Source organism: Bacillus sp. N1(2025) (assembly GCF_053470005.1).
The window spans coordinates 264346-288630 of sequence record NZ_JBLTJB010000002.1 but is presented as its reverse complement, the minus strand read 5'-3'; the positions used below and the strand labels follow the sequence as shown (position 1 = coordinate 288630).

General features: G+C 47.5%; 24 protein-coding genes. 6 read left to right on the top strand and 18 right to left on the bottom strand.

Features of this window, described 5'->3' with window-relative positions; translation table 11 throughout:
• Positions 1 to 40 precede the first annotated feature (40 nt).
• From ACNFN4_RS06285 to ACNFN4_RS06270, 4 genes are all read right to left on the bottom strand, one after another.
• The gene (locus tag ACNFN4_RS06285; RefSeq protein ID WP_072176922.1) at positions 41 to 1480 is read right to left on the bottom strand and encodes a sucrose-6-phosphate hydrolase; all 1440 of its coding nucleotides are present in this window, start codon (positions 1478 to 1480) and stop codon (positions 41 to 43) included.
• Complete coding sequence (locus ACNFN4_RS06280) at positions 1477 to 2859, bottom strand: sucrose-specific PTS transporter subunit IIBC (protein ID WP_014419178.1); 1383 nt, start codon at positions 2857 to 2859, stop codon at positions 1477 to 1479. The genes ACNFN4_RS06285 and ACNFN4_RS06280 overlap by 4 nt, the downstream gene beginning before the upstream one ends.
• Positions 2860 to 3077: 218 nt before the next feature.
• Complete coding sequence (locus ACNFN4_RS06275) at positions 3078 to 3908, bottom strand: PRD domain-containing protein (protein ID WP_014419179.1); 831 nt, start codon at positions 3906 to 3908, stop codon at positions 3078 to 3080.
• Between the two features lie 23 nt (positions 3909 to 3931).
• Positions 3932 to 4246 (bottom strand): hypothetical protein, encoded by a 315-nt coding sequence (locus ACNFN4_RS06270; RefSeq protein ID WP_003150952.1) that lies wholly within the window; start codon positions 4244 to 4246, stop codon positions 3932 to 3934.
• Between the two features lie 525 nt (positions 4247 to 4771).
• Here ACNFN4_RS06270 and ACNFN4_RS06265 point away from each other — a divergent pair.
• Complete coding sequence (locus ACNFN4_RS06265; RefSeq protein ID WP_448200060.1) at positions 4772 to 7183, top strand: S8 family peptidase; 2412 nt, start codon at positions 4772 to 4774, stop codon at positions 7181 to 7183.
• Positions 7184 to 7224: 41 nt separating this feature from the next.
• On the opposite strand, the gene ACNFN4_RS06260 is transcribed toward ACNFN4_RS06265, so the two are convergent.
• The 4 genes from ACNFN4_RS06260 to ACNFN4_RS06245 all read right to left on the bottom strand — a co-directional run bounded on the left by ACNFN4_RS06260 (position 7225) and on the right by ACNFN4_RS06245 (position 11089).
• A complete protein-coding gene (locus tag ACNFN4_RS06260) occupies positions 7225 to 8226 on the bottom strand; it encodes an LLM class flavin-dependent oxidoreductase (protein WP_448200059.1) in 1002 nt (333 codons plus the stop codon).
• A gap of 163 nt (positions 8227 to 8389) precedes the next feature.
• Positions 8390 to 9139: an oxygen-insensitive NADPH nitroreductase gene (gene nfsA, locus ACNFN4_RS06255; RefSeq protein ID WP_007407708.1), complete on the bottom strand. Its 750-nt coding sequence runs from the start codon at positions 9137 to 9139 to the stop codon at positions 8390 to 8392.
• 102 nt (positions 9140 to 9241) lie between these two features.
• A complete protein-coding gene (locus ACNFN4_RS06250) occupies positions 9242 to 10429 on the bottom strand; it encodes an FtsW/RodA/SpoVE family cell cycle protein (RefSeq protein WP_095060324.1) in 1188 nt (395 codons plus the stop codon).
• Between the two features lie 201 nt (positions 10430 to 10630).
• Positions 10631 to 11089: a GNAT family N-acetyltransferase gene (locus ACNFN4_RS06245; RefSeq protein ID WP_215797202.1), complete on the bottom strand. Its 459-nt coding sequence runs from the start codon at positions 11087 to 11089 to the stop codon at positions 10631 to 10633.
• Between the two features lie 291 nt (positions 11090 to 11380).
• On the opposite strand from ACNFN4_RS06245, the gene ywcE reads away from it, so the two are divergent.
• Entirely contained in the window at positions 11381 to 11641 is a 261-nt protein-coding gene (gene ywcE, locus ACNFN4_RS06240; RefSeq protein WP_007614574.1) for a spore morphogenesis/germination protein YwcE, read from the top strand.
• Positions 11642 to 11685: 44 nt separating this feature from the next.
• On the opposite strand, the gene qoxD is transcribed toward ywcE, so the two are convergent.
• From qoxD to qoxA, 4 genes are read right to left on the bottom strand one after another with little or no spacing between them, the layout of a single operon-like run.
• Positions 11686 to 12054 (bottom strand): cytochrome aa3 quinol oxidase subunit IV, encoded by a 369-nt coding sequence (gene qoxD, locus ACNFN4_RS06235; RefSeq protein WP_014419185.1) that lies wholly within the window; start codon positions 12052 to 12054, stop codon positions 11686 to 11688.
• 1 nt (position 12055) lies between these two features.
• Entirely contained in the window at positions 12056 to 12670 is a 615-nt protein-coding gene (gene qoxC, locus ACNFN4_RS06230; RefSeq protein WP_003150930.1) for a cytochrome aa3 quinol oxidase subunit III, read from the bottom strand.
• A 14-nt stretch (positions 12671 to 12684) separates the two neighbouring features.
• On the bottom strand, positions 12685 to 14634 hold the full coding sequence (qoxB, locus tag ACNFN4_RS06225) for a cytochrome aa3 quinol oxidase subunit I (protein ID WP_014419186.1): 1950 nt from the start codon (positions 14632 to 14634) through the stop codon (positions 12685 to 12687).
• A gap of 27 nt (positions 14635 to 14661) precedes the next feature.
• Positions 14662 to 15627, bottom strand: a complete 966-nt coding sequence (qoxA, locus tag ACNFN4_RS06220) for a cytochrome aa3 quinol oxidase subunit II (protein ID WP_012118744.1) — start codon at positions 15625 to 15627, stop codon at positions 14662 to 14664.
• Positions 15628 to 16130: 503 nt separating this feature from the next.
• Here qoxA and ACNFN4_RS06215 point away from each other — a divergent pair.
• Complete coding sequence (locus tag ACNFN4_RS06215) at positions 16131 to 16376, top strand: GlsB/YeaQ/YmgE family stress response membrane protein (protein ID WP_014419187.1); 246 nt, start codon at positions 16131 to 16133, stop codon at positions 16374 to 16376.
• A gap of 16 nt (positions 16377 to 16392) precedes the next feature.
• Here the strand turns inward: ACNFN4_RS06215 and galT are convergent, their stop codons facing one another.
• The 4 genes from galT to ACNFN4_RS06195 all read right to left on the bottom strand — a co-directional run bounded on the left by galT (position 16393) and on the right by ACNFN4_RS06195 (position 20249).
• Positions 16393 to 17934, bottom strand: a complete 1542-nt coding sequence (gene galT / locus ACNFN4_RS06210; protein WP_014419188.1) for a UDP-glucose--hexose-1-phosphate uridylyltransferase — start codon at positions 17932 to 17934, stop codon at positions 16393 to 16395.
• Positions 17924 to 19108 carry a galactokinase gene (locus tag ACNFN4_RS06205; RefSeq protein ID WP_209387713.1) on the bottom strand — a complete coding sequence of 395 codons (1185 nt, stop codon included), beginning with the start codon at positions 19106 to 19108 and terminating at the stop codon, positions 17924 to 17926. Before ACNFN4_RS06205 ends, galT begins: the two co-directional genes overlap by 11 nt.
• 51 nt (positions 19109 to 19159) lie before the next feature.
• Positions 19160 to 19546, bottom strand: a complete 387-nt coding sequence (locus ACNFN4_RS06200) for a GtrA family protein (RefSeq protein ID WP_025649414.1) — start codon at positions 19544 to 19546, stop codon at positions 19160 to 19162.
• A 79-nt stretch (positions 19547 to 19625) separates the two neighbouring features.
• Entirely contained in the window at positions 19626 to 20249 is a 624-nt protein-coding gene (locus ACNFN4_RS06195) for a TetR/AcrR family transcriptional regulator (RefSeq protein ID WP_014419191.1), read from the bottom strand.
• Between the two features lie 335 nt (positions 20250 to 20584).
• Between ACNFN4_RS06195 and ACNFN4_RS06190 the strand changes: the two genes are divergently transcribed.
• The 3 genes from ACNFN4_RS06190 to ACNFN4_RS06180 all read left to right on the top strand — a co-directional run bounded on the left by ACNFN4_RS06190 (position 20585) and on the right by ACNFN4_RS06180 (position 22318).
• Positions 20585 to 20746, top strand: coding sequence for an anti-repressor SinI family protein (locus ACNFN4_RS06190; RefSeq protein WP_003150917.1), 162 nt, complete (start codon positions 20585 to 20587; stop codon positions 20744 to 20746).
• Positions 20747 to 20963: 217 nt separating this feature from the next.
• Positions 20964 to 21644, top strand: coding sequence for a class I SAM-dependent methyltransferase (locus ACNFN4_RS06185; RefSeq protein ID WP_065180323.1), 681 nt, complete (start codon positions 20964 to 20966; stop codon positions 21642 to 21644).
• Positions 21644 to 22318 (top strand): glycosyltransferase family protein, encoded by a 675-nt coding sequence (locus ACNFN4_RS06180; protein ID WP_017418646.1) that lies wholly within the window; start codon positions 21644 to 21646, stop codon positions 22316 to 22318. The genes ACNFN4_RS06185 and ACNFN4_RS06180 overlap by 1 nt, the downstream gene beginning before the upstream one ends.
• Positions 22319 to 22338: 20 nt before the next feature.
• Here the strand turns inward: ACNFN4_RS06180 and ACNFN4_RS06175 are convergent, their stop codons facing one another.
• Together ACNFN4_RS06175 and efeB are read right to left on the bottom strand one after the other, a co-directional pair.
• Complete coding sequence (locus tag ACNFN4_RS06175) at positions 22339 to 22941, bottom strand: DsbA family oxidoreductase (RefSeq protein ID WP_014419194.1); 603 nt, start codon at positions 22939 to 22941, stop codon at positions 22339 to 22341.
• 85 nt (positions 22942 to 23026) lie between these two features.
• The gene (efeB, locus tag ACNFN4_RS06170) at positions 23027 to 24283 is read right to left on the bottom strand and encodes an iron uptake transporter deferrochelatase/peroxidase subunit (protein WP_448200058.1); all 1257 of its coding nucleotides are present in this window, start codon (positions 24281 to 24283) and stop codon (positions 23027 to 23029) included.
• Positions 24284 to 24285: the final 2 nt, after the last annotated feature.

The window sequence follows — 24285 nt, the reverse complement described above, 5'->3', positions numbered from 1 at the left end:
CAGATGGCATAGGTTTCACATAAGAAAAAAGAACGATTTTCTACAAAAGTGTCCAAATTGAGCCATTTATTTCCGTTTTTCCTATCGAAGTGACGGTTACGTCATCATTTCCCGGGAAAGGAAAATATCTGGCGCTGAAAACCTCTTCTCCATCATTCAAAAACAATTCGATGGAGGATGCATCCAGAAAGAGCTGCACGGAATGCACCTCGCTGATGGCGCAGATTCTCTTTTCTTTTTCTTCTCCGCTGAAAGCGGTGCGCTCCAGCACAGCCAGCCCCTCTTCCTGATGAAATATAAACCGGGCCGCGCCCCGAATTGAGATTTCAAAACCGGATTCGCAAGTGATGTCTTCCAGCAGCACTTCAGCCCGGGACGCATCTTTCACCGGCAGGCTTACAGACGAACAATTCAATTGAAGACGGCGCTTTTGCTCATCCGTGCGGCGTGATTTCATTTCCGGAAGCGGACGCTGTATGATTCTGCCGTTGGACAGTGACAGCTGTCTCGGCATCGTTAAGCAGTGAATCCAGTGATACGCATGTGTCGGATGTTTGTCCTCATGCTGATCCGGAACGCCCATCCAAGCGAACAGAATTCTCCGTCCCTTATCATCTTCCAGCGTCTGCGCCGCGTAAAAATCAAATCCTCTGTCAAGCTCCGTAAATTCACCGTGCTTAAATTCTGGCGGCTCTGTATGAAACCTGCCGAGGAAATAGCCCGCCTGGTGGCTGTTATGATATTTTATCCCGTCGGCTTCAAGCCCCTGCGGACATACGAGCAGCACGTCGGTTCCGTCAAGGGAAAACAGGTCGGGACATTCCCACATATAGCCGAATGACCCGAGACCGCCGGATTCCGCCCCCGCAATCGAACCGAGAAACGTCCAATCCGTCAAGTTCTCTGATGTAAACAATACAGCGCTTCCGGTGAGCTTTTCTGTCTGCGCGCCGAGCACCATGTAATACGCTCCGTCTTTCTTCCATACCTTCGGATCACGGAAATGAGCGGTATAGCCTTCCGGGAGACGCGCGACGACTCCTTTTTTTTCAAACACGATCCCGTCTTCGGATACGGCGAGGCATTGATACGTTTCCCGATTGCCTTCTCCGTCACGGACATTGCCTGTGTATATCAGGCAGAGCCGCCCGTCTTTTTCGATGGCGCTTCCGGAATAACAGCCGTTTTTGTCATACCACTCACCCGGCGCAAGCGCGATTTCCTCCTCTTTCCAATTAACGAAATCCTTCGTCGTCACATGCGCCCAAAATTTCGCACCGTGCCCCGTATGAAATGGCTGCCATTGAAAAAACAAGTGATATACGCCGTTCCATTGGATCACGCCGTTCGGATCATTTAAAAGCCCGACCGGCGGCATAATATGATAGTTCTGGCGGTATGGATCTGACGCGGCTGTTTCTTGCCGCTTCTTTTTCGCTTCCTCAGCCTGCAGGCGCAGCTCTTGATCCGGTGTCCTCATTTGACGGCCTCCTTTTCTTTAGCTCCCATAATGTAAGCGGCAATAAACGCCGAGACAGAGGCGATGCCCATTCCGATCAGATAGTTTATTAGATTTCCTAAACCGAGCGGAGCCGTGATGGCAATCATCGGAATTCCGGTCAGACCGTAGGCATTGGCGGCGACACCGGTCACCACGACATAGGCTCCTCCCAGCGCTCCGCCGATCATTCCCGCGATAAACGGCTTGCGGTATCTTAGGTTCACACCGAAAATGACTGGTTCGGTTACGCCGAGAAAAGCGGAAAATGCGGCAGGCAAAGCGATTTCTTTCATTTTCGCTTTTTTCGTCAGGAAAAATACAGCCAGTCCCGCCGCGCCCTGAGCGACATTCGCCATCGACCAGATAGGAAGGATATAGTTTCTGCCCAAATCAGCGATGAGGCCGGCCTCAATCGCATGAAAGCTGTGATGCACACCGGTAAGCACAATAAGCGGATAAAGACCTCCGAAAAGCAGTCCGGCAACAATGCCCGCATGATCATACACATACGTCAGCGAGACGGTAATGCCTGATCCGATCGCCCTGCCAAGCGGACCGATTGCGATAAAGGTGATAAATCCTGTGACAATCACCGTGACAAACGGCGTGACCAATAAATCGAATGCGTGAGGCACAATTTTTCTCGTGCCCTTTTCCACTTTGCTCATAATGTAAACGGCTAACAGTACGGGGATGACCGTCCCTTGGTAGCCGAGCAGCGCAATGTCGAAGCCGAAGAGCTGCATAAAATCAGGCGGTACATCCGCAAGCCCCCACGGATTCAAAAGCGCCGGATGGATCATAATTCCCCCGAGCACGGCACCGAGAAAGGCATTACCGCCAAATTCCTTCGCCGCGCTGAACCCGATGAATACGGGCAGGAAAATAAACGCCGCGCTTGAAAACATGTCTAGAAGCTTAAACAGCGATGATTGTTCAGACACCCAGTGAAAAGCCTTCATCATGCCGAGCAGCCCCATTAAAAGTCCGCTTGCCACGATAGCCGGAATGATGGGAACGAATATGTTAGACAGTGTCTTCGCAAATCTTGCGGCTGGATTCAGCTTTTTTTTCGCCGCGTCCTGATGTGTCTCACGATCCTCCCGCTCCAAATCGGCTTCTTTTGAAAAAGCGTCATACACTTTATTCACGAGGCCGGTGCCGAATATAATCTGATATTGCCCCGAGCTGCTGAAAGCCCCTTTTACTCCTTCTGTCTCTTCAATGCCGGCCTGGCTGATCTTCTGTTCATCTTGAATGACGAGCCTGAGCCGTGTGGCGCAATGTGTCGCGCTGATGATATTTGATTTCCCTCCGATGTGTTTGATAAGCTGTTTTGCCGTTTCTTGATAATTCATTATGTATCCCCCTTTCTAAAATCAAAAAAGACCTAAAATTCGCCAACGAAAAAGGTCAGCATGATCCCTTTTTCATGTACGCAAATTTTAGGTCTTGCCTGCATTACCAGTCACAATCCCGCTATATTCAGTTTTTTAATGCGCTTTCATTCTATTCCATGATAGCGCTTTCGTCAATATGTTTTCAAAAAAAAAGTCTGTTTCTCGAAACAGACGCGTTATTCCGGGTTTTTTTGCAGACGCTGGACATGCAGCGTGATATAGCCGGCCTCGGATTCCGGCAGTTCCAAATCATATTCAGTTTTTAAAAACGCCGCCAGTTCAAGCGCACACCGATAAGCAAACGGATACTTTTTTTGGATGAAATAAAGCATCTCCTCGTCCATGGAATGGAGTGCTTCATTTGAATCCAACCGGCTGACCGCATACCGCAAGTGCGTGACGAGGCGCTGATAGGAAATACTGTCTTCATCCACCTTCTGTTCGAAAAAGGATTCGATCTTTTCGATCATTTCTTTGATCATGGTTGTATGCTTCATCGCCGAATACATGCTTTTGGCATCCGCCTTGGCAGTGTGGATATGAAGCGCGATATACCCCGCCTCATCATCAGGCAATGATATACCGAGGGTTTGTTTCACGTGTTCAACCGCCCAGCGGCCGATCTCATATTCTTTTTTATAAAGCGCCTTAATTTCATGAAGCAATCGGTTATGCACCTGAAGGCCGTTTTGAATCCTTTCGATCGCAAAGGATAAATGGTCCGCCAGCGCAATGTGGATGTGATCGTTCAAAGGTGCCGCAAGCTCTCCCTCCGCATGGCTGATGATATCTTCAGCCGCCTCTATATGCTCTTCGGGAAGCGTTTCTAACACTTGTTTGAACTTTTCATTTTCGTCGTGCACGACAAATATTTTTTCAATTTTATGCTTTTGAATCACATCATTTTTTCTCTTTTGAAAAGCGATTCCGGGACCCATTACGATCTTTTCCCGTCCGTCTTCTTTTATTAACGCCGCATTGTTGTTTAATACTTTGTCTATTCTCAAGAGGTTCGCTCCCGTTCATATGTTTAGTGGGATTGTACCCTCTTTTTCATATGATGTAAAGGTGCCGGACCCGCGCGCTCCCGTTTCGGCAATTCTTTGCGGACAGGCATCCATCGGTTTTTATCCAGCCTGCCGCGGGCCGATTTCGTTTCATCGGTCAAATCCGCCGATCGGACACGGCTCACAAACGAAAAAGCCCCAGCCGTCCGCTTCGCTTTCTTATGATAAGCCGCTTGGTTTCCGTACACGGCGGCTAATGGATATCTTCCGTTACCCGGCGCCATCCAGTTCATCAGAAAGACCATCCACACCCGTAAAGATACTAGCAAACGTTTCATTGCAAATCATCCCTCCGCTTCTTTTTGACAGACAGCTTGTTCGCAGGCCTGTTTTTCTCTCCGCTTTAACGGAAAAGGCGGCCGATCCTTCTCCGCTAAAAACTAGCGGGTCTAGCAACCCTATGACTCTATGATAGACGCGGCCGGGCGAATTGTTTGTCACAATATGAGTGAAAAAACAAACTAGTTTTCAGAAGTTTTGTTGAAAGCTGATGGAAATGACCTGAAAAATGGAAAAGCCGATAAAAAAAGTTATACACACCTTATCCCTTGGTTAAGCACAGCTTAAACACAGTGTATATCCACATATCCACAAACTCGATCTATATTTTGTATAGGAACATTCGTTCCCAACAATATATATACACAAATTTATTCAGTTATACACAGGATTCTGTGTATAACTCCCTCCTTATTCACAGACCAATTTCCATAAATGAGTCATATGTCACAAGGATTATTTTGAATTTTCAAGAAATATATACTAGATTTCTAATTTAGATAAAGAAAAAGGGGGAAACACGATTGAAAAAAGGAATCATCCGTTATCTGCTTCCGGCTTTTGTCTTATCCTTTACCTTATCCACAAGTTCACAGGCTGCGCCGGCTTCAAAACCGCAAACTCCTGATCTTGAGAAGGCTGAGGTGTTCGGTGACATTGATATGACCACCGGCAAACAAACGACAGTCATCGTGGAGCTAAAGGAAAAGTCACTGGCGGAAGCAAAGGAACTCGGCAAAGCACAGACAAAAAGCAAGCTGAAAAGCGAACGCTCAAAAGTGAAAAAGAAAGCGCTCAAAACCATTAAACACGGAAAAATCAACAGGGAATATGAGCAAGTGTTTTCCGGCTTCTCCATGAAACTCCCGGCAAATGAAATCCCCAAACTGCTGAGTGATCAGGATGTCAAAGCGGTTTATCCGAATGTCACCTATCATACCGATCAGCTCAAAGATAAAGACATCACCCTATCTAAGGATGCCGTGTCTCCGCAGATGGATGACAGCGCGCCTTATATAGGGGCAAATGACGCGTGGAAGCTCGGCTATACGGGTAAAGGCGTCAAGGTTGCCATTATTGATACCGGTGTCGAATATAAACACCCTGACTTAAAGAAAAATTTCGGACAATATAAAGGATACGATTTTGTGGATAACGACTACGATCCTGAAGAAACGCCGTCCGGTGATCCGAGAGGCGCGTCGACTGACCACGGAACCCATGTCGCGGGCACGGTAGCGGCAAACGGAACGATTAAAGGCGTCGCACCCGATGCTACACTCCTTGCCTACCGTGTGCTCGGTCCGGGCGGAAGCGGAACAACGGAGAACGTCATCGCCGGCATCGAACGCGCCGTACAGGACGGAGCGGATGTCATGAACCTTTCTCTCGGCAATTCTGTGAATAACCCAGACTGGGCGACAAGCACGGCGCTTGACTGGGCGATGTCAGAAGGCGTCACGGCCGTTACATCAAACGGAAACAGCGGGCCGAACAATTGGACCGTCGGCTCTCCGGGAACGTCCAGAGAAGCGATCTCCGTCGGAGCGACCCAGCTGCCGCTGAACGAGTACGCCGTCTCCTTCGGTTCCTATTCCTCAGCGAAAGTAATGGGCTACAACAAAGAAGATGACATAAAAGCACTGAATAAAAAAGAAACAGAGCTCATAGAGGCGGGTATCGGCGAGCAAAAGGATTTTGAAGGCAAAGATCTGAAAGGAAAAGTCGCTGTCGTCAAACGGGGCAGCATCGCCTTTGTGGATAAAGCCGACAACGCCAAAAAAGCGGGCGCGATCGGTATGGTTGTGTATAACAATGCCCCGGGAGAAATTGAAGCCAACGTACCGGGCATGTCCGTGCCGACGATTAAGCTTTCATCAGAAGACGGCGAAAAACTCGTCAGCCAATTAAATGCGGGCGGCACAAAAGCGACTTTCAATTTATCCGTGGCTAAAACGCTCACTGAACAAATGGCAGACTTTTCGTCACGCGGTCCGGTTATGGACACGTGGATGATTAAACCTGACGTCTCCGCTCCCGGCGTAAACATCGTCAGCACCATTCCGACACATGATCCGGCCGACCCGTACGGCTACGGATCGAAGCAGGGAACGAGCATGGCTTCCCCGCATGTAGCCGGCGCAGCTGCCGTCATCAAGCAGGCCAAACCGAAATGGAGCCCGGAACAAATAAAAGCCGCTCTCATGAACACCGCGGAAACCTTAACGGACGCGGACGGTGACGTATACCCGCATAATGCGCAAGGCGCCGGAAGCATCAGAATCATGAAGGCGATCAAAGCAGACTCCCTTGTCGCCCCGGGAAGTTATTCTTACGGAACGTTTATGAAAGACAAAGGCAATGAAACGAAAAAAGAAACCTTTACGATTGAAAACCAATCGTCCATCAGAAAATCATATCAGCTCGAGTACTCTTTCAACGGCACGGGCATTACCGTTTCGGGCACAGACCGGGTCGTGATCCCCGCTCATCAAACCGGAAAGGTCAATGCGAAAGTAAAGGTCAATGCCAAAAAAGTAAAGGCAGGCACCTATGAGGGAACCGTCACAGTGCGTGAAGGCGGAAAAACAGTCGCAAAAGTGCCGACGCTGCTGATTGTAAAAGAGCCGGACTATCCGCGCGTGACGTCAATCGACGTGCAGGACGGCACAACTCAGGGAACCTACCAAATTGAAACCTATCTTCCGGCGGGAGCCGAAGAGCTTGCCTTCCTTGTATATGACAGCAATCTTGACTTTGTCGGCCAAGCCGGCATCTACAAAAAGCAGGATAAAGGCTATCAATATTTCGACTGGAACGGCAAAGTCAATGGTGACACCGCACTGCCGGCAGGAGAATATTATATGCTGGCCTATGCCGCGAACAAAGGGAAATCAAGCCAGGTGCTGACTGAAAAACCTTTTATCATTGAATAACCGAACAACCCTGCTGGAGCATCAGCAGGGTTTCTTTCTGATCATTCGGCAAAAGCTTCTCGAAGCAGGCGGTATGACTGAAGTTTATCTTCAAAATGATGAGTAATGGTTACAGCCATCACTTCTTCTGTTCCGTATGCTTTACTGAGAGCCAGAATCTGTTCTTTCACTTGCAGCTTCGTTCCGATGATCATTCGATTCCGATTATCGGCAATTCGTCTTTGTTCATACGGTGTATACGTATTTCCGCGGACGGTTTCGTAAGACGGTACGCCGTGAAGCGGAATCCCCTGTTCACCCGCAAGCAGCGTATAATCCATGACAGCCGCGAGTTCCTCCGCTTTCTCCTCCGTGTCGGCGCACAGCACAAACACAGCCACGGCCGTTTTTAATTCTTTTCCTAATGCGGAAGGTTTAAATCTGCGCTTATATTGTGCTGTCGTGCTTTCTCCGCCTTCTCCATTAATAAAGTGGGCAAACATATAGCCTGCTCCCGTTTCTGCGCTCAGAAGCGCGCTTTCCCCCGATGAACCGAGAAGCCAGACTTCCGGCGCCGTCTTAATAAGGGGTGATGCGGTCAGATTCGGAAAACGGTGATTGTCGTCGGCTGCATCATGCAAATACATCGCCAGCTCACGAATCTGCTGCGGATATTGATCAGCATTCCGCTTCCCGCCGTCATTCAGCGCCCATGATGCGATCGGCATTCCGCCCGGCGCTCTCCCTAATCCGAGATCGATTCTGCCCGGCGTCAAACCTTCAAGCACGCGGAAATTCTCCGCCACCTTATATGCGCTGTAATGCGGAAGCATGACACCGCCTGATCCTACACGAATCTCATTCGTTTTCGCCGCAATATGGCTGATCAGCACTTCAGGGCTTGAACCCGCCAACCGCTCTGAAAAATGATGCTCTGACACCCAAAACCTCTTATATCCGAGCTTTTCCGCCTCCTGCGCCAGTCTTACTGTATTCCGCAGAGCACTTTCCGCAGAACTCCCTTCTGATACAGGAGATTGATCTAATATGCTTAATGAAATCATCACTGTCACCTCCTCAACATCGTACCACTGCTAAGCCGTTTTTTCTTTCTGTATGCTTATAAGCATCCCTGATGATAAACATTTATATACCTTGTTCCATTTTGTCGAAATATGTTACACGTGAAACATAAAAAAACCTCTCCCGGTCAGGAGAGGTTTTTTCTTAATTCTTTTGAAAACCTTTATCTTTTACATATTGATTTAAATAGGTTCTCGGTTTTTGTTTCATGAACTGCAGGATTTGATCAGACCACGTTTCAACCCGCTTGCCGTTTGTCCGTTTATCATAATAAGCGGAAATGGTTTCATCATATTCCTTCATATAACTGCGGAAGTGTTCTTCATTCGTATCGTACGTGTTTTCATGATATACGGCTTGTTTCGGCAGGCGCGGCTTTTGACCGGACGGATGAGCGGGATGACCGACTACCAAGCCGAACAGCGGCAGCACATGGTCAGGTGTTCCAAGCACTTCTGTCACCTGATCAAGTTCATTTCGAATGCCTCCGATATAACAAATGCCAAGTCCCATTGATTCCGCGGCAACACTTACGTTTTGTGCGGCAAGTGCGGCATCAATGACGCTGACCATAAACATTTCCGTATTCTCAAGAAGCTCTGTAATGTTTTCGCCTTTTTCCTCAGCAAGTTTTTTATGGCGGTACAAATCAGCGCAAAACACAAACAAGTGCCCGTTATTTTCGACGTAAGGCTGGTTTCCGGCCAGTGCCGCCAGCTTCCGCTTTTTCTCCTTATCAGTTACGCCGATGATGGAGTAAGCCTGCACGTAACTGGACGTTGACGCCGCCTGGGCGCTTTTTACTAATGTATCTATCTCTTCTGCTGTCAGAAGCTCGTCAGTAAATGATCGGATCGACCGATGATTAAGTATAGTTTCGATGGTATTGTTCATATAAAAGCCTCCTTCTTTATATATCATATCCGAAAGGGAATCATGTCAAAAGCGAAATGCTCTAAACAAAAAAAGACAGCCCGAAAAACGAGCCGTCTCACATTAAGAATTGAACAAGTAGCTTTTATATTTCGTCAGCTGCACACTTGCGTTATATACGATCCCGAAGCTGATTAATGTAGAAAGCACCGAGCTCCCCCCATAGCTGACAAACAGCAGCGGAATACCGGTAACCGGCATAATGCCGATATTCATCCCGATATTCTGGAAGGTGTGAATCACGATAAGTGCAGTAAATCCTACGCAAAAAAACGCTCCAAATCGGTTAAACGCATGCAAGCGGTCAATCAGCACCACAAGTCTGTAAATTAAAAAGAAAAACATGACAACCGCAATGGCGCAGCCTAAAAATCCAAAACTTTCACCCAAAATCGCAAAGATAAAGTCGGTCTGTCCCTCAGGTACGTACACCTTCAGATTATGAACGCCGTTTCCGGTAATTCCGCCCGATCCGATCGCCATAACGGCCTGATCCACCTGCCAGCTTTTATCGCTCTCTGCCTGAGTCGTTGCCGCACTGGAGTCAGACATCCACGATGTAATCCGGTTAATTTGATAATCCGCAATGCCGATTGAATTCGCCACATGGGGAAATTCAATCACGAGAACTAAGAAAAGGCCAAGCACAAGCGCGGCCGAACCGCCGATGATGGTGATCAGCTTCCAGTTTACACCCGACATAAACACCATCACCATAACGATAAACAGACAGATCGCACCCGTTCCGGCATCCTGCAAAACGATCAGCCCGAGCGGAATGACCGTCCATGCCGCAATTTTCAAGAGCAGATTCACATCTTCCCGAAGTGATCTTTGATCCTTCGGGCCCGCCTTCGATATAATGGACGCGACCATCATCATAATTCCTATTTTCGTGAACTCTGAAGGTTGAAGAGTGAAGCTGCCGATTTTAAACCAGCTCTTCGCTCCGTTTTTAATCGGCGCGATGGATTCCGGCGCCACACGCAAAAGGAGCAGCGACAGCACGCCGGCAATTAACACGTACAGACTCAGTTTTTCAAGCTGCTCTAAATCAAAATACATGATACTGACCATGAGACCGGCCCCGATGACATAAAAGACGATCTGTCTCATCCAGGCATCACTTCCGTACTGCCCGAACTGTCCGGCCGCATAAATCGCCGCAACACTAATTATTAAAAACACACCAAATATAAAAATCAAATCCCCCTGATAATAGGGATTTTGCTGTTTCTTATATCGACTCATTCTATCCCGCCTTACATTTTCATCGGAAGTCACTATTGTTTATTATACATGAACACCGTTCAAGAAAACATGATGAGGTTGCTTCCTTTTTATTTTTTACGGTTTGGGGACTACACGACATATGACGTGTCAGAAAAGGAAATGTTTCGGTCATGATGAAACTTTTCCGATAAAAAACCCCTTCTCATCAGAAAAGGGGTTTCAGCTTATGTTTAACGTCATAAACAAGCTGTTCGGGTCCTCTTTATAATGTGCAAACGGATCACAATATTGAAACCCGGCTTTTTCATACAGGCGTCTGGCGGGGAGAAAAGCCTCCATAGAACCGGTTTCCAAGCTGATCCGCTGATAGCCCCGCCGCCTTGCTTCTTCAAGTATATGGCGGAGGATCCGGTTGGCTGCGCCTTTTCTGACATGATGCGGAGAGGTTTTCATTGATTTGATCTCACCGTGCCGGCTGTTTAGCTCCTTTAAGGCACCGCAGCCGAGCAGAATGCCGTTTTCCCTCGCACTCCAAAACGTAACGTCAGGCTGACGCAGCCGGTCCGCATTGAGCGCATGTATACTTTCCGGAGGAGAATGCATGGTCATGCTCTTCAGATGATCCTGCAAAAGCGCAATGACATCCGGTGCTGTGACATCTTCTTTCCTTACGTCCACTTCAAACCACCCTTGCTGTGCATGTTTCTTTGACCATAGCAAAGGTTCACAGCCTGCGCCATTCCATTGTCCGGAAATGTGACAGGGTATTTGGCCTTTCCGGTTTCTTGTACCTATCCAAAAATGAGGCAATAGTTGCAATACATTTCTCGAAAAAGCGGTATCAAAAATTGGAAAACATGGTATAATAATTGTAACAAAATGTTCAAAAAACGACCACAAAACAGACACATTTTATTCTCTGTATTTCATTTTGGAAACGCTCCCATAAAATGAAAGGAGACACGTAAGATGGACATGTTTTTTGCTTATTTACTGGTCGCAAGCGCAACACCCCTCTTTATCTGGCTGGATAACAAAAAAGTCGCTCTTTCGGCCATACCGCCAATTATTCTCATGTGGGTTTTCTTCTACTTTTACGCAACCAGCAGCCTATCCCCTCTCGGCCACACACTCATGATCATCCTGTTTGCCGCCAACGTCATCGTTGCCCATATCGCCGCCTTTATCATTTACGGCCTTCCGCGCCTGCGCCGGAGAAGAAGCCAATAAAGGCACAAAAAAACCCTCTTCGCATAAACGAAGAGGGTTTCTTTTTATTCCTGATGTTCGGAATGTTGCTTCGCACCGCCAGGAGGGTTTCCATCCATATGGTCACCGTGATGGTAGTGCGCCGCAAAGATCCAGATGGAACCAAGGATGATAACAATCGCTCCGAAAAATCCGAAGAGCGTGTTTCCGACTTGAATTCCGCCGTTTTCGCTTTCTGTCATGTGCATGAACATGAGAAGCTGAAGACCGGCTTGGATAAATGCGAATCCGAAAATGATCCAGAGTTTTGCTGATGGGCTTAATTCCGTATATACCGCAACCCAAAGGGCCAGCAGGGTCAGAATAATAGACAACGCAAAACCTACGATATGCTTCCACGGAAAGTGGCTGTGTTCAGCAGATTTGTTTGCCATATTATAGTCCCCCCAATCCGATGAGATAGACGCCTGTAAAGATGAAGATCCAAACAACGTCTAAGAAGTGCCAGTATAAACTTGAGATAAAGATTTTTGAAGACGTCTGCGGCGTTAATCCGCGTTTCTTCAATTGCAGTAAGATGCCGGCAATCCAGAAGATACCGATCGTTACGTGCGTTCCGTGCGTTCCCAGAAGGACGAAGAATCCAGACCAGAAAGCACTTGTACCGAGAGATGCTCCTTCATGTACATAGTGGATGAACTCGTTAAGCTCACATCCGACGAAGCCCGCGCCGAGAAGAAGCGTAATGATCGTCCAAATGACGACGCCTTTTAAACTTCCGCGACGCATTTCATGAACAGCGATCCCGCAGGTGAAACTGCTGATCAGAAGCAGGAATGTCATGATCATGACAAGCTTCACTTCAAATAATTCAGCCGGTAAGACTCCTCCTGCTGTTCTTCTTTGAAGAACGAAGAAGGTTGCAAATAGTGTTGAGAACAACACAATCTCTGCCCCTAAAAAGATCCAAAACCCGAGAATATTGAGTCTGCCGGTTTCAGATTGATATTCCATAGGCGCGTTAGAATTGCCGTGTTCTGCATGTTCCATAAATCACGCCTCCTTTATTCGGAAATCTTTCTTTCCGTCTCTTTTATTTCTTCAACAGGTATATAGTAGCCATTGTCATATTCAAATGAACGAAGCACCATGCAAAGCAGAATGCCGATCAAGCCGACAATACCCATCCAGAACCATTCAAATACAAGTCCGAAGCCTGCAATACCGAACGCCACTGACATAATAAGCGGTCTTCCGGAGTTATGCGGCATATGGATTTTCTTGAACTTGCTCTCCGGATGAATATCCGTTTTGTCTTCTTTCAATTGCAGGTACGCATCTTGAGATTTCACTTCAGGAAGCACCGCAAAGTTGTAATGCGGCGGAATCGCAGATGAAGTCGCCCACTCAAGCGTACGTCCCACGCCCCATGAATCTCCGCTGATCTCGCGAGTAGAGTAGCGGAAGCTGTAGTAGATGTTGTAGCAAAGGATTAAGAATCCGACACCCATCATGAAGGCTCCGACAGTTGAAATAAAGTTCAATGCAGTCCATCCGTCATTCGGTCCGTAAGTGTAAATACGGCGAGGCATACCTTGCAGCCCCAAGAAGTATTGAGGGAAGAAACATACATTAAATCCGATCATAAAGATCCAGAAGAACCATTTTCCGATTCTTTCGTTCAGCTTGTGGCCGAACATTTTCGGATACCAGAAAATAAAACCTGCGAAACATGCAAATACCGTACCCGCGATCAGCACATAGTGGAAGTGAGATACGAGGAAGTACGTATTATGGTATTGATAATCCGCTGCAGCCATTGCAAGCATAACCCCTGTTACCCCGCCGATAACGAAGTTCGGGATGAACGCAAGCGCCCACAGCATCGGTGTTGTAAAACTGATTCGGCCTTTATACATCGTAAAGAGCCAGTTAAAGATTTTAACCCCGGTCGGAACCGAAATCGCCATCGTTGTAATCGAGAAGAAAGAGTTAACAGACGCACTGTTCCCCATTGTGAAGAAGTGGTGAGTCCATACAAGGAAACTCAGGACGGAAATGGCGATAATTGAGCCGACCATCGCTTTGTAACCGAATAACTGCTTTCTTGCAAACGCTGAAATAATTTCAGAGAAAATACCGAATGCCGGTAAGATAACGATATATACTTCAGGGTGTCCCCAAATCCAGAACAAGTTAGCCCAAAGCATCGGCATACCGCCGGCTTCCAGCGTGAAAAAGTGAGCGCCGAACAAACGGTCAAATGATAACAGCGCCAATGCCACTGTCAAAACAGGGAAGGCGAATACGATAATAACCATTGTAATCAGCGTCGTCCATGTGAACATCGGCATACGCATCAGCGTCATGCCTTTCGTACGCATTTTCAGGATCGTCACCATAAAGTTGATACCCGTCATCAGCGTACCGATACCGGCAATCTGAAGACCGAGCAGGTAGAAGTTCTCACCAGGCCCGGGACTCATGTCGTTGCTTGCCAGCGGCATGTAACTCGTCCAGCCTGCGTTCGGAGAACCTCCGATAACGAAAGAAATATTGAAAAGCATCGCACCTACGAAGAACGTCCAGAAACTCAGGTTGTTCAAGTAAGGGAATGCTACGTCGCGCGCACCGATCTGCAAAGGTACGACAACGTTGATCAGACCGATTAAAAACGGCATCGCCATGAAGATAATCATGATCGTACCGTGAGTCGTAAAGATCTCATTATAGTGGTTTGAGTCTAAAAAACTGTTATTAGGAAGCGCTAACTGGGCGCGCATCATCAAGCCGTCGACCCCGCCGCGGAACAGCATGATAACAGCAGAGATAATGTACATGATTCCAAGTTTCTTATGGTCTACAGACGTAAGCCATTCAGACCAGAGCCATTTCCACTTTTTGAAGTATGTGAGTACAACGATGATAGCAATAGTGGAAAGCGCAATGGAAACTTGTGCGCCCAGAATTAATGGGTCACCTGTTACAAAAAATTCATCCCATCTCAATTTCATTCGGGCTTCCTCCTTTCTTGTTCAATTTCAATCTTGTTTATCGTCGGATACTTTAAATTCGTTTTTCTTTACATTTTCCCACGGATCTGTTTTAGAGTGCGGTGATACGGCTTTGTAGCCAAGGCGTTTGCGCGCCTCCATCGCATATTCGGCATCTTGGCCGTGGTCAACGTATTTTAAGTGTGTAGAAGAGAACGTTAATTTTCCGACATTCTCCGGAAGCATCAGTTCGTCATACTTCTCTTTCGTCAGCTTTGGAGAATCGCTTTGGGCTTTTTTCACCCAGCTGTTAAAGTCTTTTTGCGTAACAGCTTTTACGTTGAATTTCTGGTCGGCAAAGTGTTCGCCGGTGAAGTTCGCGTTGCGGCCTTCATATGTTCCCACTTTGTCAGCCTGTAAGTATTGATCCATCAGCATTCCCGCCATCGCGTATTTTTGTCCCCCAAGCTGAGGAATCCATAGCGATGCCATTGAATCGGCTGAAGAAATTTTAAATAAAACCGGACGGTCTACAGGAATGTTCAGGTAGTTAACCGTCTCAATATCCTGCTCTGGGTAGCTGAATACCCATTTCCAGTCTACCGAAGTAGCATAAACAACAAGAGGCTCTTTATCCTTTGTCGCTTCAGGCGCTTTTTCTAACGAATATATCGTCTGTACGGTAGGCACAGAAAGTGCAATAACAATTAAAATTGGGATCACTGTCCAGACTACTTCTAAGAACGTGTTGCCGTGCATCTCGGGCTTGTAATTTCCGCTGTCTTTGCCTTTGCGGTCGCGGTATTTCACTAAAATGATTGTAAATAGTACGAATACGACGCCGACAATGAACAGCATAAATCCGATTGACAAGAGAATCAGATCTTTCTGCTGGTCTGCTACAGGTCCTTTCGGATCTAAAACGGAAATGTCGCTGCATCCGCCCAGTACGAAAACAACAGCCAACATCGCTAATAAAAGTAACGGTTTAAATGCTCTGAACAAGAAGATCACCATCCTTCCTATTGATGTAGTGAATCTGAAATGTACTTTCTCAAAATCTTTTCTCTATCTACCTTGTTATGCTATCAAAATCTGCCCTTATTAGCTTTATTTTTTTCTAAAGTTCATCTTTTTTTCGACCTAATGTCACAAAATCGTCAAAAAATGCATGAACTTTTTCCACTTGCGCAAATCAAACATAAAAAGTTTTAGATCATTTAGCATATATAGAGAAAAAAGATAGTGAGAACGAATAATACCAAATAAAGGTTTACCATAATAAAAATCGCTGGTCAACAAAAAGTTTCATTTTGTTAAACATTCTACAAAAGAAATATTTTTTCCTTCGCTCACACCTTTTCACACGGTTTCCATTTTAACGCAACGCATTGTGAAAAAAAAGACCGGAACGCGCCTTGAGTATGTTCATTATAAAAAACGCATTCATATGTTTAATATGGACAAAACGAAGGAAACATATAGGCATAAATAATAAAAAATAGGAAGTGATATTTATGAGTTTTATCGTATCTCTGATTGTCGCTATTATTATCGGCTGGATCGGAAGTTTATTTGTAAAAGGCAGTATGCCCGGAGGAATCATCGGGTCAATGATCGCCGGTCTGATCGGCGCATGGATCGGGCACGGACTGCTCGGCACATGGGGTCCTCACCTTGCCGGCTTTGCCATCATTCCGGCAATCATCGGAGCTGCGATCGTGGTATTCTTATTCAGCCTGATCGCCAGAAGCAGAGGATAAAAAAAAGCCTCGTCCCTTATGGGATGAGGCTTTTTTCCGGTAGAGCGCCCAAATGGCGGATAAACCGCCGGAAAGCCGCTCTGCCTTCTTCTGTCTGTTTAAAGACGCCGGCATGCTCCAGTATCCGCGCAAAGGCATGGCCGATTTCCTCTTTCAGAATCTGTTCCGCGTTTTCTTTCGTTATCTTCCGCTTATGCAGCACACTGAGCGCCCAATCTTTATGCTTTGCCGCAGAAGGGCCTGCCGTTAAGACCGCTTCCGGGTCCGGTGAGCACAGCGCTTCAGCCGTGTATTTCATTTCTTGTTCAAGGCGGCCCGGCAGAATCGCAAGCCCCATTACCTCAATCAGTCCGATATTTTCTTTTTTCAGGTGATGAACTTCCTGATGGGGATGAAAAATTCCCAGCGGATGCTCATCAGAGGTGCGGTTATTTCTGAGGACGAGATCTAATTCGAATAAACCGTTTCTCCGCCGGGCAATCGGCGTAATTGTATTGTGCGGTGTTTCTCCTGAAAAGGCGAGGAGATCAGCCGCCTCATCGGAATAACCGCGCCACGCCCGCAGGATGGCATCCGCCGCGCCGGAAAGCTCAGACGCGCTCCCGCTTTGCAGGCGGATGACCGACATCGGCCACTTCACAATTCCCAACATCGTTTTCGGATAGTCAGGCAGCCTGTACCGGCTTTCTGTCTCCGCCCGCGCCATCGGGAATTCATAATTGCCCCCCTGAAAATGGTCGTGGCTTAAAATACTGCCGCCGACAATCGGCAGGTCAGCATTGGAACCGAGAAAATAATGAGGATACTGGCTGACGAATGACAGCAGCCGGTCAAACGTTTTTTTGCTGATCTTCATCGGTTCGTGCCGGTCTTTCAAAACGATGCAATGCTCCCGGTAATACACATACGGAGAAAATTGCAGAAACCACTGCTCATCGCCAAGAATTACCGGAATGACACGAAGGTTTTGACGCGCCGGGTGATCCGGTCTCCCCTCGTACCCGACATTTTCTTTACAAAGAACACATCTCGGATAATCGGATTGAGGCTGCTCTTTGGCAGCGGCAATTGCTTTCGGATCTTTTTCCGGTTTTGAAAGGTTGATCGTGATGTCCAGCTTTCCGTAAGCCGTCTCAGCCGTCCACCCGACATTCCGCTGTATTCTGTCCGAACGGATATAATACATATCCTCTGAAAATCGGTAAAACGCCTTTGTCGCCTGCTCCGGCCCGTGCACCGCCTTTGTTTCTTCAAAACGACGGACAATCTCGGACGGCTGCGGGGCAAAGCAGCCCATGATCTTCGCGCTCAGCAGGTCGCGATAGGTGTCTGTACCGGCTGCAATCCGGCCCGTTTCTGCCGCCCATTCATAAATCGGGGCCAATATGTCCGGCAATGATGCCGCCGATTCATTTTCTTTCTGTTCTGAAACCTCCGGATGGGTGATATGCAAAGCTTCATATAAACGGTTTCTTGTATATTCAATATCAAGATAGGAAATCAGCTCTTTTTGCAATCCGTACCGGATTAAACGTTCCACGTGCCGCTCAATTGCCATCGTCATCCCCCTTTAGTTCTCTCGCTCCGGCTCCGACATCCGCCGTGTAAAAGTCAGCTTTTCTCCCTGTCTTCTCCTCATAGCGGGCCCCTGCCGTTTCAATAAAATCCGAAACCGCATCGTCCTTGACGATACTGACTGTACAGCCGCCGAAACCGGCTCCCGTCATCCTTGATCCGATCACCCCGCCGTGGCGCCAGGCCGCTTCAGCCAGTGTATCCAGCTCATGACTCGTCACCTCGTAATCATCGCGTAAAGAGAGATGCGAATCCCTCATTAATTCACCGATATGATGAAGCTGATTGTTACTGAACATGTCGGCGGCCTCTATTGTGCGGTGATTTTCATAGACGGCGTGTTTCGCCCGGCGTCTGTTCACTTCATTCTGAATCAGCTCCGCATGGGCGTCAAAAGCGGAAGGGGTCAGCTCTCCCAGTGATTGAACGGAAAGATGCTTCTGAAGATCACAAAGCGCTTCCCCGCACTCCTTGAGCCTCGTATTATAGCCTGAGTCTGCAAGCGTTCGTTTTTTATTGGTATTTGCAATAACGATCGACAGCCCCGACAGCCCGAGTTTTGTATATTCAAAGCTGAGCGTCCCGCAATTCAGCAGAATCGCATGATGTTTCTTTCCCATTCCGATGGCGAATTGATCCATCATTCCGCAGCTGACGCCGATAAAAGAATTTTCCGCCGTCTGAGCGAGCTTCACCAAGTCGAGCATATCCGCCTCAAGCTCATGGCATTCCTTGAGAATGACCGCCGTAACAAGTTCAATGGAAGCCGAAGATGACAGCCCCGCGCCGTTCGGGATGTTTCCCCAGAACACAATATCGAAGCCGTGCGGAAGGGAAAAACCGCTGCCGAGACATTCCGCCATGACCCCTTTCGGATAGTTGGCCCACCCGTCCTCTTTTTGATAGCGGATATCATCGAGACTACATTCCTTTATGCCCGCTTCCTTAAAATGATGAGAGTACATTCTGACGAGCCTGTCCCCTCTCTCCCGGACAGCTGCATATGTACCGATCGTCAGCGCGCACGGAAAGACGTGGCCCCCGTTATAATCCGTATGCTCTCCGATGAGATTCACTCTGCCGGGCGCAAAGAAAATGCGCAGGTCCTCCGATTCCCCGAATACATCAGCAAACGCTTTCTTTATTTTGTGCTTCATACGCATCCCCTTTCACCATTACACTTTCCCCCGGGGCGCGGAAAGAAACCGTTATGACACGCCCTCTTCTTTCGCTTTTCTGAAGACAATCCACTTGCTGGCCGCATAGTTGACGACTACGATAATGACGTTATCGGCGATTTTCGCCAACGTTTCGTTCATATGAAATTGACTGACCAGAAGAATCATCATGGCGAGATCGATGGCGAGAGACAATACCCGCACGCTGAAAAAGGCCGTCAATTCTTTCATCAGACTCCGCATCCCCGCGGTCTTTTGCTGAAATACATACAGTTTATTCGTGACATATGCAAATAGAACGGACAGAACCCAAGCAGCGACAGTCGCCGCCTTATAATCCATCTCAAATGCCGACGTCAGAATGTAAAAACTGACGATATTCACGATGGTCGTGAATATCCCCATAATGATATACATCATAATTTCTCTGTAACGCATGGCAGTTCCTCGCTTTCTGAAAGACTTTTCTAAACCTTTTGTCAAATCAAGAAGAACGTTACCCTGATTTTCTGCCGCTGACAAAAACATAAAGCGCGTCAAACATGCTGCGGAAAGTAACCGGCCTTCCCAGCACATTGGATTGCTTAATCATCCCGTCGATGAGCGCGCACATCATTTTAGCGGTATGCTCGGTATCTATATGGTCTTCTATTAAATTTCTCGATTTGAGCCAATTTATGTACATGGTGCTTTCTTCTATCCATAACTTATAAAGACGGATATAAGCTTCATATTCACTGACGACTTTGTAAGTAGGCATATGAACGGCAAAAGACACAACATTCCAGGCAGGCTTGCTGTTTACAAACCGCATCAACAGGCTGGCCGCGCTTGCCGCAGCTTCACAAAGCGTCAACGGCCGCGCGGTTTGCTTTTCTAATTCGTCGAGATAGCCGGTGATGATCCTTTTTTTAATCTGACGCCTGTCTAATAAATGCTTCAGAAAATCTTCCTTGCTTTCAAAATGAACGTAAAACGCGCCTTTGCTGAAACCCGCCGCTTTACTGATGTCATCGATTGAGACTGAATCGTAAGCTCTTTCAATCAGGAGATGAAGGCCTGCGTCAATAAAACTTTCAAATGTTTCTTCTCTCTTAATTTGAAATTTGTTTTTTTTCATTTTTTACCCCAGCTGTTTGATCATTCACTTTATCTTACACCGAATCATTCTTTTGCGGTATTTTTTATGCAAAAAGAATATGCTAGTCGACGCTTTGAGGGTAAATGTTAATAGGTCATATGATTTATTTTTATTTGCATACTATCCAGTCAGTATTTATTTGTTTATTATTATATGTAAGAATTCTTGAAGGATTTTGGTTATTTCAGTCATTTTCTTAGGGAATAGGTAGGTGAATTCATCTTCAATTTGGGATTACCGGCCAACTATGTGTGATATTTGTTATACATTGGCTGCTGTAGCTGGGCAAATCAATTTTTCAATTGGAGGTTCTTATGAAAACTCATGTAATGAAAGATATAGATCAAGATTGGCAATTGTTAATTCAAGAGGCTAGAATCATGGGTTTGCACATTGACGATGTGAGGCGCTTCTTAAATACTGAAAAAGCGGTGAAGAAAAAAACACCAATGAAAAACACCATCCGCCAGCGGTAAAATTTACAGGCGGATCCTTTTACTATATGACCTGCCACAGTCCGCCCGCACCCGAGTTTTCAAAGGAACATCCGCAATAAGAGGGGAATCAGAGAACAAACCGTATACCGGACAACCATTCCCGTCCGCATTCCGCAATTGAACAGCCAAACATGGTGATATGAGATCCCCCCGCTGCATATCTTGTGTATATGCCCATTTATGAGGTGATACACAGATGGATACGAATCCCTATTATGATGAAAAACAACAGAACTACTACGAAGGCCTGAATCCTTATTTATTGAACAAAATAGACGAAAACTGGCGGACAGTGCTTGATGTCGGCTGCGGCACAGGCAATTTAGGAGCGGCGATCGAAGACCGCGGAATAACGGTTTACGGCATTGAAGCGTATCCCGAAGCCGCAAAAAAGGCGGAAAGCAAATTGAGCCACGTGCTTTGCGGCGACATTGAATCCGCCATTCTTCCGTACGAATCAGAGCAATTCGACTGCATGCTGTTCGGAGACGTTCTTGAGCATCTTATCGACCCGTGGTCCGTGCTGAAAAAGCTTCGTCCTTATGTAAAAAAAGACGGCACGGTGCTTGCATGCATACCGAATGTCGGCCACATCTCAGTGGTGCTGGAGCTTTTAGCCGGCAAATGGACTTACAGTGACGCCGGATTAATGGATCAGACCCACCTGCGTTTTTTTACCCGGGAAGAGATGCTTTCATTATTTAAAGCCGCCGGTTATGAGGTGAAACGCATTGAGGCGATCCGCGTTGATCACCCCACTTATCACAAAGCCATCGCATCATTGCACGAAGTATGCGTACAGCTTGGCATAAGGCATGACTTTATGACAGAAGCATCGGCCTATCAATATGTGATTGAGGCCGAGAGGAGCATGTAATGGATTCACATTCATTTCTGTTTGTCGTCTGTGTGAATGACGAGTCGCTGTACTCCCGGTGCAAAAGCCATATCATGCAGCTTACCGTCCCCCCTTCATACTCCGTTGATATCATGCCGATATACGATTCAGCAAGCATGGCCTCGTCCTACAACAAAGCGCTGAAACACCCCTCCAAATATAAAATTTATCTGCATCAGGATACCTTTATCATTCATCAGCATTTCCTTCATGACATGCTTCATATCTTTCAATCTCATCAGGAGCTCGGCCTTCTCGGTGTCGCCGGCTGCAAAACCCTGCCGCCGAACGGCATTTGGTGGGAAAGCGGAGAGCGGATGGGAAAAGTGATTGAATACCGGGGGAATGCTTATCATCCGCTGGACTTTGAGCACGGTGATGAAGACGGCCTGTTTACGCCCGCTGACGCCATTGACGGCTTGTTAATGGCGGCTCAATATGACGTGGAGTGGCGGGAGGATTTGTTTCGCGGCTTTCATTTTTATGACACATCACAGTCGCTTGAATTTCAAAAACACGGCTATCAAGTCGGCGTCGCCTGCCAAAAAGACCCTTGGTGCCTTCATTTTTGCGGCGACTCATTTGACGCCGCGGCATATGAAGCGGACAGACAAACATTTGTCAAACACTATATGGCAAAGCCCTCTCGCTGATCGAGAGGGCTTTTTACGGGTTAACGTTTATTCAGTTCCCGCTCAATGATTTGTTCAAAGGTTTCCTTTCCCGCCGCGCCAGGGATTCTCTCATCGCCGATGATAAACGTCGGCACTGCCGTAATGCCGGCTTCCTCATAAGCATGGCGGAGCGCTTCCTGCTGTACGTGTCTGTACGCTCTTGTCTCAAGCGCCTCTTTGAAGGCAGCACCGTCAAGTCCCGCTTCTTCCGCAAGCTTTGTCAGCACGCCAACGTCACCGATATTTTGTTCTTCCTGAAAGAACGCCTGAAAAACGCGTGTATGGTATTCGCTTCCTTTCCCATGTTCCTTTGCGAAATGAAAGCCTTCAAATGCCAAATCCGTGTAAGGATGCGGTGACACGCGGGGGAACGTGATGTCAACGCCTAACGACTGCGCCATCGGCTCAATGGAGTTTTTCCACATCTGCCGCTTGGCGGGATCATTCACCGGATCAAGTTTCGGCGAGGGGCTCGGACGCAATTCAAACGGCATCCATTCCACCTGTACGTCCTTGTCCTTGATTGCTTCTTCAAACGCCGCTTTGCCGACAAAGCAAAACGGACATACATAATCAGAATATACTTTAATCTGCAGTGTCATTGTAAGTCTCCTTTCCTATTCATTTTAAGCTGTAACACATATAGTTACAAGTGTTTTTTTAAAAACACCCTCCATATGGAAGGTGTCACGATTCCAGCAGCCTTTGGGCGATATATTCTCCTTTTTTACAGCCGCCGGGACAGGCGAATAAGGAAGAGCCGATCGTTTGTGTGTATTCATTCAGCGCATCCTTTGCCGCCAAAGCCTTCAGCATCGGGACAAATTGGCGGTCCGGGTCTTTTTGAAAGCAGATAAACAGCAGGCCTGCGTCAACATAGCCCGTCTTCGGATCAATTCCGTCCGTATAGGAAAATGCCCGGCGCAGAATCTGTCTGCCGGTTGATTTTGCCACGCTGACATGCGAGTCGGCGGGAATTTGATTCAGCTTCACGGGATCGGTTTCCTTTTTTTGTCCGAAAGGCGCGCCCGAGCTTTTCACCCGCCCGAACGTGTCCTCTTGTTCCTTCAAGGATGAACGGTCCCATATATCTAAAAACATCTTAATTTTCCTAAACGCCATGTACGTGCCGCCCGTCATCCAGTCCGGCTCCCCTGATTGAACCCAAACGATCGAATTCATCAGGTTTTCATCCTTCGTGCTTTGGTTGCCGGTGCCGTCTTTGAATCCGAAGAGGTTGCGCGGTGTTTCTCCGTTTTTCCCGCCGCTTAAGAAACCTTTATTGAGAAAGCGGACTTCGCACACCCCCGATGCCTGTTTGATCAGGTTGCGCACCGCGTGAAACGCCGTTTGTTCATTATCCGCGCAGACCTGTATGACGATATCACCGCCGCCTTGTTCCTTATCGAGCTTGTCGTTAGGCATCGGCGGAATATCGGCGAGGTGCTTCGGTTTTTTATCCTTCAGTCCGAAGCGGTCTTTCCCGTCTTTCTCGAAAAACCCGGGGCCGAAGCCGAAGGTAACGGTCAAATTCGCCGGTGCCAGATCCTGCGACTCCCCGGTATCCTGCGGAGGCATATATTTATTTTTCTGTTCGCCCGACGGGACGGCGCCTGAAGTCAGCAGCTGCGTCAGGCTTGTCCAATGTTTGAAAAGGGAGATGACATCGGCTTTGTCGCTTGACATGACATCAAGCGCCGCAAAATACACATACGTCTGATGCACCGTTGTGATTCCTGCTTGGTGCTTTCCGTAAAAAGGAACGATTTGATCACGATCACTTTTTCCTTCACTCTTCTTTGAAGCGGTGGCCGCCGGTTTGAAGAGCGGCGCGAGTCCTCCGAGGCCGCTCGCTCCGACAGCAACGGCGGCGCTCGCGACGGCGCCCCACTTCAGGACATCCCGTCTGTGGATCTGTTTTTCCTTGTTATGTTCATCGCTCATGC